The organism is Coprococcus sp. LG101-27 (assembly GCF_027695515.1).
Taxonomy (GTDB): Bacteria; Bacillota; Clostridia; order Lachnospirales; family Lachnospiraceae; genus Allocoprococcus; species Allocoprococcus comes.
In genome coordinates, this window is the sequence record NZ_JAQEUJ010000002.1 from 255942 (window position 1) to 267308 (window position 11367).

Annotated in this window: 11 protein-coding genes and 1 riboswitch; of the genes, 2 read left to right on the plus strand and 9 right to left on the minus strand. The window is 42.1% G+C overall.

Annotated features, from left to right (window positions below):
- Nucleotides 1-155 precede the first annotated feature (155 nt).
- The 9 genes from PG766_RS03755 to proC form a co-directional block, all read right to left on the minus strand.
- The gene (locus PG766_RS03755) at nucleotides 156-2063 is read right to left on the minus strand and encodes an ABC transporter ATP-binding protein (protein WP_118198500.1); all 1908 of its coding nucleotides are present in this window, start codon (nucleotides 2061-2063) and stop codon (nucleotides 156-158) included.
- Nucleotides 2064-3803, minus strand: a complete 1740-nt coding sequence (locus tag PG766_RS03760) for an ABC transporter ATP-binding protein (protein ID WP_118198499.1) — start codon at nucleotides 3801-3803, stop codon at nucleotides 2064-2066.
- Between the two features lie 85 nt (nucleotides 3804-3888).
- Complete coding sequence (locus PG766_RS03765) at nucleotides 3889-4305, minus strand: MarR family winged helix-turn-helix transcriptional regulator (RefSeq protein ID WP_173826509.1); 417 nt, start codon at nucleotides 4303-4305, stop codon at nucleotides 3889-3891.
- A gap of 86 nt (nucleotides 4306-4391) precedes the next feature.
- Nucleotides 4392-5564: a putative hydroxymethylpyrimidine transporter CytX gene (gene cytX, locus PG766_RS03770; RefSeq protein WP_173826510.1), complete on the minus strand. Its 1173-nt coding sequence runs from the start codon at nucleotides 5562-5564 to the stop codon at nucleotides 4392-4394.
- Nucleotides 5565-5568: 4 nt separating this feature from the next.
- Nucleotides 5569-6381, minus strand: coding sequence for a bifunctional hydroxymethylpyrimidine kinase/phosphomethylpyrimidine kinase (thiD, locus tag PG766_RS03775; RefSeq protein ID WP_118198496.1), 813 nt, complete (start codon nucleotides 6379-6381; stop codon nucleotides 5569-5571).
- A 225-nt stretch (nucleotides 6382-6606) separates the two neighbouring features.
- A riboswitch (TPP riboswitch) is annotated at nucleotides 6607-6717 on the minus strand.
- Nucleotides 6718-6755: 38 nt separating this feature from the next.
- Nucleotides 6756-7274, minus strand: a complete 519-nt coding sequence (locus tag PG766_RS03780; protein ID WP_022220834.1) for a peptidylprolyl isomerase — start codon at nucleotides 7272-7274, stop codon at nucleotides 6756-6758.
- A 154-nt stretch (nucleotides 7275-7428) separates the two neighbouring features.
- Nucleotides 7429-8307, minus strand: coding sequence for a DMT family transporter (locus tag PG766_RS03785; protein WP_118198495.1), 879 nt, complete (start codon nucleotides 8305-8307; stop codon nucleotides 7429-7431).
- A gap of 14 nt (nucleotides 8308-8321) precedes the next feature.
- Complete coding sequence (locus tag PG766_RS03790) at nucleotides 8322-8912, minus strand: TetR/AcrR family transcriptional regulator (RefSeq protein ID WP_022220832.1); 591 nt, start codon at nucleotides 8910-8912, stop codon at nucleotides 8322-8324.
- A gap of 157 nt (nucleotides 8913-9069) precedes the next feature.
- Nucleotides 9070-9864, minus strand: a complete 795-nt coding sequence (proC, locus tag PG766_RS03795; protein WP_117556767.1) for a pyrroline-5-carboxylate reductase — start codon at nucleotides 9862-9864, stop codon at nucleotides 9070-9072.
- 300 nt (nucleotides 9865-10164) lie between these two features.
- On the opposite strand from proC, the gene PG766_RS03800 reads away from it, so the two are divergent.
- Nucleotides 10165-10818, plus strand: a complete 654-nt coding sequence (locus tag PG766_RS03800) for a GntR family transcriptional regulator (RefSeq protein WP_117824739.1) — start codon at nucleotides 10165-10167, stop codon at nucleotides 10816-10818.
- A 36-nt stretch (nucleotides 10819-10854) separates the two neighbouring features.
- Nucleotides 10855-11238, plus strand: a complete 384-nt coding sequence (locus PG766_RS03805) for a hypothetical protein (protein WP_118198494.1) — start codon at nucleotides 10855-10857, stop codon at nucleotides 11236-11238.
- Nucleotides 11239-11367 lie beyond the last annotated feature (129 nt).

Here is an 11367-nt window from a genome sequence, read left to right on the forward strand (position 1 = left end):
CTGTCTGAGCAAAGCGAGTTTGCGAATTTTCCATATGCCCTTAACAAATCCATCTGGCGTTAGCTATACGCCCTTTCCCGAACCGCATCGGAATCCATTTTCTCTTTGGAAGCGTCCCCTTTCCAGTTCCACTTCCTCTCACAATTATCCATCCCTTATTCGAGTTCAAACGCCCCCGTATAAAGCTGATAATACGTTCCTTTCTGTGCAATCAGTTCCTTATGATCGCCTCTTTCAATAATCCGTCCATGATCCAGTACCATGATCGCCTTACTGTTTCTGACAGTTGAAAGTCGGTGCGCGATCACAAAGACCGTTCTTCCTTTCATCAGATTATCCATGCCTTCCTGTACCAGTGCCTCCGTTCTGGTATCGATCGAGCTGGTCGCTTCATCCAGGATCATTGCCGGAGGATCGGCAACTGCCGCACGTGCAATTGAAATCAACTGTCTCTGTCCCTGCGACAGACTTGCTCCATTTCCAGTCAGAACGGTATCATATCCATCCGGAAGACGTGTGATAAAATCATCCGCATTGGCAAGCTTTGCTGCCGCAATACATTCCTCATCCGTCGCATCCAGACGTCCATAACGGATATTATCCATAACTGTTCCAGTAAACAGATTGACATCCTGAAGAACCACACCAAGCGATCTTCTCAGGTCTGGCTTTCTGATCTTCGTAATATTGATTCCGTCATAACGGATCTTTCCGTCCGGAATATCATAGAAACGATTGATCAGGTTCGTGATTGTTGTCTTTCCGGCTCCGGTTGCACCTACAAATGCAATCTTCTGCCCCGGTTTTGCATATAGTGTTACGTCATGAAGCACTGTCTTTTCCGGTACATATCCGAAGTCTACATGCTCCAGACGCACATCACCTTTCAGTTCTGTATAAGTGATCGTTCCGTCTTTATGCGGATGCTTCCATGCCCATAATTCTGTTTTTTCTTCGGTCTCTTCCAGTTCGCCATCTGCATTTCGCTTTGCATTGACCAGTGTGACATAACCTTCATCCTCTTCCGGCTTTTCATCCATCAGTGCAAATACACGTCCGGCTCCTGCAGTTCCCATTGCGATCATAGATACCTGCATAGACACCTGGCTAATGGTCTGGGAAAGCTGTCTTGACATACTCAGGAACGAAATAATAATACCTGCTGTAATCAGATCTGTTCCGGTAAGACTGATATTTGTCACCTTCTTAAATACCAGGATACCACCAATCACAGCGATAAACACATACATCAGATTTCCGATATTTCCAAGTGCCGGCATCAGAATGTTACCCATTGTATTTGCCTTTTCACTGTCTCTGAAAAGTTGCTCATTGAGTTCTTTAAAGCCCTCTTTGCTTTCCTCTTCGTGGCAGAATACCTTGATGACCTTCTGTCCACTCATCATTTCTTCAATGTATCCCTCTTCCTTTGCTAGTGTTTTCTGCTGTTTCATCATATATACAGCACTCTGTCCACCAAGCTTTTTCGTAACTCTGCTCATGATGAAAATGAAGATTCCCACAATAATTGTCAGCCATACACTGTAATACAGCATCATGATCACGATTGCCAGGATTGATAACAAGGACTGTACCAATGCCGGAAGACTCTGTCCGATCAGCTGACGGATCGCATCGGTATCATTCGTATAAGTACTCATGATATCCCCGTGTGCATGAGTATCAAAATATTTGACCGGCAGAGTCTGCATTCTGTCAAACATGTCATTTCTCATCTGCTTTAAGGTTCCCTGTGTGACAGTTGCCATCAGACGGGTATACGTAAGTGCTGCTGCCACACCGAACAGATAGATGACTGCCATCGCCGTAAGCAGCGAGATCAGCTTTGACCATACACTTGCAAGACCGGAAGTAATTCCCGGTGTGATACATTCATCGATCAGCTGCTGTAAAAATGTGGTTGCCACTACGGACGCACATGCACTGATCACAATACAGATGCAGACAACGATCAGATGCGGTTTATAATAATGAAACAGATATTTGATCAGGCGTTTAAATGTTGCACCGCCACCTGGCTCTTCTTTTCTTTTTTCTTCCATTTAGCATGCCTCCTTACTCTTCGTCTGTGAATCATAAACTTCCCGGTAAATACCGTTCATTTCAAACAGTTCTTCATGGGTTCCCCTCTCTGCGATTTTACCACCTTCCATGACAAGGATCATATCCGCATCCTGCACGGAAGAAACTCTCTGCGCAATAATGATCTTGGTTGTATCCGGAATTTCTTCCCGCATCGCCTTTCTGATCAGCGCATCCGTCTTAGTGTCAACCGCAGAAGTAGAATCATCCAGAATCAGGATCTTCGGCTTCTTCAGAAGTGCTCTTGCAATACACAGTCTCTGTTTCTGTCCACCGGATACGTTTGTTCCGCCCTGCTCAATGTAAGTATCATATTTTTTCGGAAACTGCTGCACGAATTCATCTGCCTGTGCCAGCTTACATACATGCAGGATTTCTTCATCCGTTGCGTCTTTTTTACCCCAGCGGAGATTTTCCTTAATCGTACCGGAAAACAGAACGTTCTTCTGTAATACAACCGCCACCTCATCACGAAGGGAGTCCAGATCATATTCCCTTACATCTCTTCCTCCGACACTCACACTTCCCTCTTCCACGTCATACAGGCGGGATATCAACTGGATCAGGGAAGTTTTGGATGAACCGGTTCCCCCAATGATTCCCACTGTCGTTCCCGACGGAATGACCAGATTAATGTCCGACAGAGCATTCTTTTTACTCTTATGTGAATATTTGAATGACACATTATCGAATACAATACCTCCGTCTTTTACTTCTTTGATTCCGTTTTCCGGAGAAGTAAGTGAGCTTTCATGATTCAGCACTTCCACAATACGGTTTGCAGACTCTGTTGCCATAATTGTCATAACAAATACCATTGAAAGTATCATCATTGCAGAAAGGATCTGTACTCCATAGCTGATCAGAGAAGAAAGTTGTCCCGTTGTCAGCTCGGTTGCACCACTTCCGATAATGATCCTTGCACCAAAATAACTTACAAGCAGCATAGCAAGGTAAATACAAAACAACATGATCGGGTTATTAAATGCAAGGATCTTTTCTACACGTGTAAAATCCTCACGGACTTCTTCCGAAGCCTTGTCAAATTTTTTCATTTCATATTTTTCACGTACGAATGATTTTACCACCCGGATTCCTGCCACATTTTCCTGTACTGAATTGTTCATCGCATCATATTTCTTGAAAATTCGCATGAAGATCGGATGTACATAAAATGCGATCCCGAAAAGTGCCACACCCAGAATTGGGATCAGTACAAGGAAAATACATGCCATCCGCGGATTGATCGTCATACTCATAATTACCGAAAAAATGATCATAAGCGGCGTTCTCATTGCCGCGCGGATCAGCATCTGGTACGCATTCTGTACGTTTGTAACATCAGTCGTCATTCTTGTCACCAGTGAAGAAGACGAAAATTTATCAATATCTGCAAATGCAAAATCCTGAATTTTAAAATACATATCCTGTCTCAGATTCTTCGCAAAACCGCAGGATGCAGTTGCCGCCTCTTTTCCTGCCATTATCCCAAAGAACAGGGAAATCATTGCGAAAATTACAAGGATCAGACCGTATTTTAAAATCGGTCCCATTGAGTTTCCGTTCATAGAATCGATTACCTTTGCCATGATCAACGGAAGGATACATTCCATGATAACTTCAATCGATACAAACACCGGCGAAGCAATCGACTGTCTCTTATACTGCCGGATACTTTTCATTAAAGTTTTCAGAACCATAATTTCACTCCTTTTCTTTTTGTAGCTAGCTACACTTTCAGTTTTAAAACAGAGGACTTGTTTTTCCAACGCTTGTCCTCTGTTCTTATTCCATATTCTGATAAAGATGCCGCAGCATCTGCTTTAATTCCCGGATCTCATCCTCTGAGAATCCAGCAAGAAGCCTTGTCTCAACTTCCAGCATCTGCTTTTTATGCTTTCTGTGATTCTCCAGTGCTTTTTCAGTTTCACAGACAATCTTGCTCCTCCGGTCTGCCGGATCCATATAACAACTCACAAATCCGTTTTTTTCAAGGCGGCTGACAATTCCAACTACCGTAGGATGTGCAACACCAAGTTCTTCTTCGATCATCTTCTGGGATACCTGTCCTCCATTTTTCCGAAGCACCATAAGCACCCGCATCTGGGAAAACGTAAGTCCGCACTCTTTCAGATTCGCATCTGCCTGTATATGAATCCTGTCATTTACCTTTTTCAGCATATAGCCGACATCGTCATTCATTTTTTCACCTCTATTCTGTAGCTCGCTACATATTTTATCAAAAGAAAATGGAAATGTCAACACGGCATTTCCATTTTCTTTTAAATCTATTTTTCTGTCTTTATACATTTTCTTGCAAGAATACAAATCACGATGGTGATGACCATATCCGGAAGTGTATTTCCAAGCGGAATATCCACATTCATCAAAAGACGATAAAGTATAAAACCGATCACCCAGATCACACCATTCATGACATCCAGAGATACCCCCAGGCTGTCCTTTCTCTTCAGAATAAAGAAATCCGCAATCTGGATTGCGATCATCGGCGCGAATACGGAACCGATCAGGTACAGAAAATCGGTAATGTTGTCCATCGGATAAACGATTGCTCCGATCATTCCGATCACAGTTACAACAATTGCTGCATATTTCCCATTGATTTTTGAAAATACTGACTCTGACGAAATTCCTGCTGAGTAAGCATCCAGGAAGGTTGTCGTAACGGTAGAAAATACAATGATCAGAAGTCCTGCTATTCCAAGTCCAGCTTTTACCATGATACTTGCAATATCAGACTCTCCTGTGTAAATTGCAGCGTTCATACCGATCACGTACATCCAACAACTGACAACTCCATAAACAACGGTGCTGACTGCGGTTGCTTTTACCGGTTCTTTTGCTTCTCTTGTATAGTCACTAATCAGTGGCAACCAGGAAAGTGGCATGGCAACAGAAAGCTCTACTGCTGCACCAAACGTCATGGCATCTCCGCCTGAGCCTGCTACCGATCCGTCACCAAAGATCACTCTGCTGAGTACCAGTGTCAGGATAAATAAAGCAGCCATTGCAACCGTATTGATCTTGCCAAGATTTGTGATTCCGATCACAATCCATAAGATGATCAGTGCACCGATCACCAGACACCATACCCATCTGCCGGTATGAAGAACACCATTTGCCGCAAGTGCCCCATCATAAATCATAATCGCTGTCCAGCCAACCAGCTGCAGCACATTCAGGAAGGAGAAGAAGATTCCTCCCTTCTCGCCAAAACTCATTTTTACTGTTTCCATTGCACTTCGTCTGGTCTTTCCACCAATTACTCCGGCAAGGAAAAGCATCATGCATCCTATGATATGACCAATAATAATCGCCAGAACTCCTTTTCCGAATCCAAGCGGCGCAAAGTAAGTACCGGTCAGGATCTCTGCAAGGGACACGCCTGCCCCAAACCAGATCAGTCCATTTTCAAAGATAGAGGTTCTCTTTTCATTCATACTTCTATTCCTCCACTTTGCTTTCTGTATATTCATTTTTAATTGCAAATCCGTGATTCATCGGACCACTGCCTTTACCAAGATCCAGCATTGCTGCAAGTGCTCCGGAAATATATTTCTTCGCACGTTCTACTGACTCATCCAAATCATATTCTTTTGCAAGATTTGATGCGATCGCACTGGATAAAGTACATCCTGTTCCGTGCGTGTTCGGATTGTCGATCCGCTCTCCGTAGAACCACTTATATCCACCATCTCTCCACAGCAAATCATTGGCATCGTTCAGTTGATGCCCGCCCTTACAAAGAACTGCACAGTGATATTGGGTGCCGATCTCTTCTGCTGCTCTTATCATATCCGCCTGCGACTGGATTTTCATACCTGCAAGCACTTCTGCTTCCGGGATATTCGGAGTCAGAACGGTTGCCATCGGAAGCAGGCAGCTCTTCAGCGCATCAATCGCTTCCTCGCTGATCAGTCTTGCTCCACTTGTTGCTACCATAACCGGATCAACTACAATATTTTTCGCATCATATTCTTTTAATTTGTCTGCGATCTTTGTGATCAGACCACTTGAAGATACCATTCCAATCTTCACTGCATCCGGGTAAATATCCGTGAAAATATTATCCAGCTGTTCTCCTAGGAATTCCGGCGTTACCTCCATAATTCCGGTAACTCCGGTTGTATTCTGTGCAGTAAGAGCCGTAATTGCGCTCATAGCATAGACTCCGTTACTGATCATTGTTTTGATATCTGCCTGGATACCTGCTCCTCCGCTTGAATCGCTTCCTGCAATTGTAAGTGCTGTTCTCATTTGACTCTCTTCCTCTCTTTTTCCATAATTCTAAATATTTTGTAACTGTTCAGAGCCAAGCAAAATTTCATAAAACAGGTGTAAAATGCTTGCATTTTTAAGACTGTTTTTGAAATCTTATTTGGCGGATTCGCCACACCAACGAAATGCGTAGCATTTTGGAGGTTGGCTCTGAACAGTTACAATTGAAATAAAAAGAAACACCTGCCATGCACAAGTGTCTCTGAAAAAATCAATATGACTTCCTGCGACGGCATGATCCGTATCAGGTAAAAAGGAGCGATGCTCTTTTGCTTCCTCTCAGTCTGTCTTTCACCGGCTCCCCCGTCTTTATTATTCTGTCTCTCCAAGTGTTGTCTGCTTTGTAACTCCTGTTAGACTCTCTCTGGTTCTGGATAAGCCTCTCCAAAAGTTTCAACAGTCACTTTTTTCATCTTCTGTTCTTCCAGCGGTCTGTCACTGTAGTCTGTTGCCGTCTCAGCAATTTTATTTACAACATCCATACCTTCTGTAACTTTACCAAAAGCTGCATATGCGCCGTCAAGATGTGGTGAAGTCTTATGCATGATGAAAAACTGTGATCCTGCCGAATCCGGATGCATTGCACGCGCCATAGAAAGAACGCCCGGTTCATGCTTCAGATCATTTGCAAAACCGTTCTGCTTAAATTCTCCCTTGATACTGTATCCAGGGCCACCCATTCCGGTTCCATCCGGGCATCCACCCTGGATCATGAATCCACTGATGACACGGTGGAAGATCAGTCCATCATAAAATCCCTTATTTACAAGAGATACAAAGTTATTTACTGTATTCGGTGCGATTTCCGGATATAATTCCGCTTTGATCACATCGCCATTTGCCATTTCAAATGTTACTACTGGATTTGCCATTTTATACAATCTCCTTTTCATTGATTTCTCTACCTATTGTAACGGAACTTTTCCCGTCCGTAAATAGTTTTTAGAAAGTCTTTATACATTTTCCAGACGATATCCGATCACCAGAAACCAGTGCCAGATAAAATCCTCAAACTTCTCTTTATTCTTATGCCGGAGCATCAGATGCTTTCTCCTCCGGTTTCAGTGTCGATAAAAACACAGCAGCCAGAATGATAACACCACCAAGGCACTCTCTGAAACTTGGAACTTCTTTCAGAAACAGAAATGCGCTTAAAGTCCCATACACCGGTTCCAGTCCGGATAAAATTCCGGCAATCCTTACCTTCACAGTCCGAAGTCCACTGATAAATAAAGAATGTGCAACTGCTGTAAAAATAATTCCAAGCATCATCAATACGCCTGCATCTGCAAGTGTAATCACCGGCTTCAACACAAACATCATCGGGATCAACACGATCGTTGCAGTCCCCTGTTCATAAAGCGACACCAGTGTTGACGGATATCTGCTGGAAAAACGGCGATTCATCAATGACAATATTGCATAGGTAAATGCACTCAGAAGTCCCCACAGAACTCCCTGTGTAATCTGATTATCCATCTGAAATGCGGGTACGATAAAGAATACTCCGACCAGCATCATCAGTGTACAAAACACATCCGATTTCTTCAGTTTTTCATGGAACAGGTATGGCTCCAGAAAAATAACAAATACCGGAAAAGTTGATACCGTAAGCGTACCAACTGCAACCGTCGAACTCTGGATCGACTGCATATAACTACTCCAGTGTATTGCTAAAACTGCACCTGCTCCGACCATCCACAAATAATCACTTTTCTCCTCCAGGCGAATTTTCTGCTTTTTAAAACGCAGAAAAATCCAGAGGAAAATAGATGAAAAAAATACCCTTCCAAGCACGATGATCACTGCAGGCAGATCTACCAGCTTGGCAAACAGTCCGACAAAACCAAACAATGCCACAGCAACATGTACTGAAATTAAACCTTTTCTCTGACTCTCTTTCATATGAAAACCTTTCTCTATTCAGGCTGATCTACCCGGAAATGTTCCATTAAAATCGGCATATATTCCTTACTGTATTCTCCAAGCGAATAATTTCCCCTGTTCAGACACCAGTCTGATACCAGTGCCCGCTCACAGAGTGAATAATACTTGGTAATCTCCTGGATACTCTTCTCTCTGCTGATCTGATTTCGCACATGCCCCTCTTCTATGATCCTGCTGATCAGCTTGTAATAAGTACGGTTCTGATCCAGAAGATTCCTGTCTCCCTTGGCAATCAATTGTGTTGAATATAAGGATGATAACAATGCTACATCAATCTTCTGCTCCATAAATGAATGCGATCGGTAATTGAGATACATCAGTTTATCAAAACTGTTCATTTCCGGATCCAGTTCATCTTCAAGCTTTGCATAATTCTCATCCAGAATAGTTGACAATGTATCAAGCAGAGAATCTTTGCTGCTGAAATAATAATAGAACGAGCCTTTTGATGTCTCAGAAAGACGGATGATATCATCTACTGTCGTATCATCATATCCTTTTTCATAGAACAATTCCCATGCGGCATCTACAATCCGCCGCTTTACATTCTGTTTTGCTGCCATCTATCTACCTCCTATGGTATCATGTTCCACGCGGAGCGTTTTTTATTATCAGGAAAGACCTTTCTTAACAGATAAAAAAAGACCGGCTGCGTCATACGCCCCGGTCCTTTTCAGGTTTACGTGGACATGTTTTTCCCCGTAAACAAGTATATCGTATCTACATTCCTTTTGCAACATCAACACAGGCCTTCATTGCATCAATGATTGCACTTCTGAATCCGTGTTCTTCCAATACACCTACGGCTTCAATCGTTGTTCCTGCCGGTGAACATACCATGTCTTTGAGTTCTCCCGGATGCTTTCCTGTTTCAAGAACCATCTTCGCACTTCCAAGAACTGCCTGTGCTGCAAATTTGTATGCCTGTGCTCTCGGCATTCCCTCTGCAACAGCGGCATCTGCCATTGCTTCGATAAATATAAATACATATGCCGGTGAACTTCCGCTTACTGCAACAACTGCATCCATCATATGCTCTGTCACAACTTCTACCTTACCAAATGCAGAAAGGATCTTGCATGCATAATCAAGTTCTTCTTTTGTTACATGTTCATTCGGTGTGGCAGCTGTCATACCTTCTCCAACCATAGCCGGAGTGTTCGGCATTGTACGAACAATCTTAACATCTTTTCCAAACTGTTCGGCAAGCCATGCAAGTGTCTTTCCTGGTGCGATCGTGATAATAAGCTGTTCCGGTCTTACCAGATCTTTTACTTCCTGAATGACATCTGCATAAAACTGTGGTTTTACAGAAAAAATAACAACTTCTGACTTTTCAATTACTTCTTTATTGCTATCAGTAACATTGATTCCATAAAGTTCTTTTACTTTTTCGCGACCTGGTGCAAAAAGATCTGCTCCGATGATTTCTTCCGGTTTGAATACGTTACTTTTAATAACGCCTCCCATAATTGCTCCTGCCATATTACCTGTTCCGATAAATCCTAATTTCATAGTCTTTCTCCTCCTGATGAACTTAAAACCTTATACATTTTCATTTTCATTTTGTATACAATCATTTAATTTGTATACAAATTTCTTTCTGCATTCAATGTATCACTTCCTCTGTTTAAAGTCAACATTTTCACAATAGAAAATGCCGTTTTTCGTCGAAAATACATGCACCATTGTATACAATCGTCAGTCTGTACTCTTATATTAAACGCAACTTTACATATACCTAATTTTATTTTTTACAAACTCCGTTTTAATGTGTTATACTTAATATATTCACCAGACAGAGGGGGATTTCACATGGCTGAAAAAAAGAAATCACTTGCCGATCAAGCTTATGAAATTATCAAAAATAACATTATGAATCTGACTTATCCACCAGGAATGCCTCTTACAGAAGCACTTCTGACAGAAGAGCTCGGTATGAGCCGTAATCCGGTACGCACTGCACTCAAAATGCTGCAGTCTGAAGGTCTGATCGTTACCGATTATTATAAATCCATGACTGTAAAAGAAATCACCGATAAAGATATCAATGAACTTTATCAGCTCCGCGAGCTCTTAGAGGGCAGTGCATTTAAACTGATCTTTGAAGGTGGAAAAGCGGAAGAATATTCTTATCGAATTGAAGAAAAAGTGGTACATATGTGTGCGGTTGCTTCCGATGTTTACAAGTGGGAGCTTGCTGATACGCAGATGCATCTGGAAATCGTCAGCATTTTCAATAATGACCGGATCACCAAATTCTATGAATCCAATTTATCAGAGCTGGTAAGAGTGGGTATGTATTCGCTGAAAAACGGCATGCGGATCGTTCCAACGAATGAGAATTTGAAAAAAATGGTTAAATATATGCGTAAAAATGATTATGAGCGGGCTTTTGCAATCCTGAAAAAAGACCATTTTATGCAGGGAAAAGACAGCGCCATGAAAGAAGAACTGAAAAAAGAGTAATTTTCATTTATAAGATATTAAAGGAAGTGCTAAAACATGATGAAACTAGAAACTCCAATTGGAGAATTTACTACTGACTCTTATAAAATTCCTGCGGGAGACACTTTGGCTGTGTCTCCTGCAATCATTTCGTTCTCTTCTGATGATTACAAAATCATCACCATCGATCAATTTATCCAAATTGGTACAGATGTCTATACCCCTCTTTTACATCAAAATTGTATGTCTCCTGATCAAAAAACCATCTACCCGCTGACTATCGAACAGCATGATTCAGACCGGATTACTCTTTCTGATCATTATCATTCTATCATTTTAGAGCTCAATAACTTACCGGATCTGCAGGTAAAGCCGTGGTATCCTGTTATTAAAAAAAAGAACTGCATACCATGTACAAATTGTGGAAGATGCAGCTGGTAGTCTGCATCTTTATTAAACAGCATGAATGACTCTTCTGCATTTTTTCCAGGCTGATCACCTCTGAGCAATAAAAAAACTGCAAACCCTAACGGTCTACAGCTCCCTTACTTTTTTCATGTACCTTCAAAA

Coding starts and splice junctions, on each gene's coding strand:
- PG766_RS03755 (WP_118198500.1), bottom strand. CDS start 2,063: ATGGAAGAAAAAAGAAAAGAAGAGCCAGGTGGCGGTGCAACATTTAAA.
- PG766_RS03760 (WP_118198499.1), bottom strand. CDS start 3,803: ATGGTTCTGAAAACTTTAATGAAAAGTATCCGGCAGTATAAGAGACAG.
- PG766_RS03765 (WP_173826509.1), bottom strand. CDS start 4,305: ATGAATGACGATGTCGGCTATATGCTGAAAAAGGTAAATGACAGGATT.
- cytX (WP_173826510.1), bottom strand. CDS start 5,564: ATGAATGAAAAGAGAACCTCTATCTTTGAAAATGGACTGATCTGGTTT.
- thiD (WP_118198496.1), bottom strand. CDS start 6,381: ATGAGAACAGCACTTACAATTGCAGGAAGCGATTCAAGCGGAGGAGCA.
- PG766_RS03780 (WP_022220834.1), bottom strand. CDS start 7,274: ATGGCAAATCCAGTAGTAACATTTGAAATGGCAAATGGCGATGTGATC.
- PG766_RS03785 (WP_118198495.1), bottom strand. CDS start 8,307: ATGAAAGAGAGTCAGAGAAAAGGTTTAATTTCAGTACATGTTGCTGTG.
- PG766_RS03790 (WP_022220832.1), bottom strand. CDS start 8,912: ATGGCAGCAAAACAGAATGTAAAGCGGCGGATTGTAGATGCCGCATGG.
- proC (WP_117556767.1), bottom strand. CDS start 9,864: ATGAAATTAGGATTTATCGGAACAGGTAATATGGCAGGAGCAATTATG.
- PG766_RS03800 (WP_117824739.1), top strand. CDS start 10,165: ATGGCTGAAAAAAAGAAATCACTTGCCGATCAAGCTTATGAAATTATC.
- PG766_RS03805 (WP_118198494.1), top strand. CDS start 10,855: ATGATGAAACTAGAAACTCCAATTGGAGAATTTACTACTGACTCTTAT.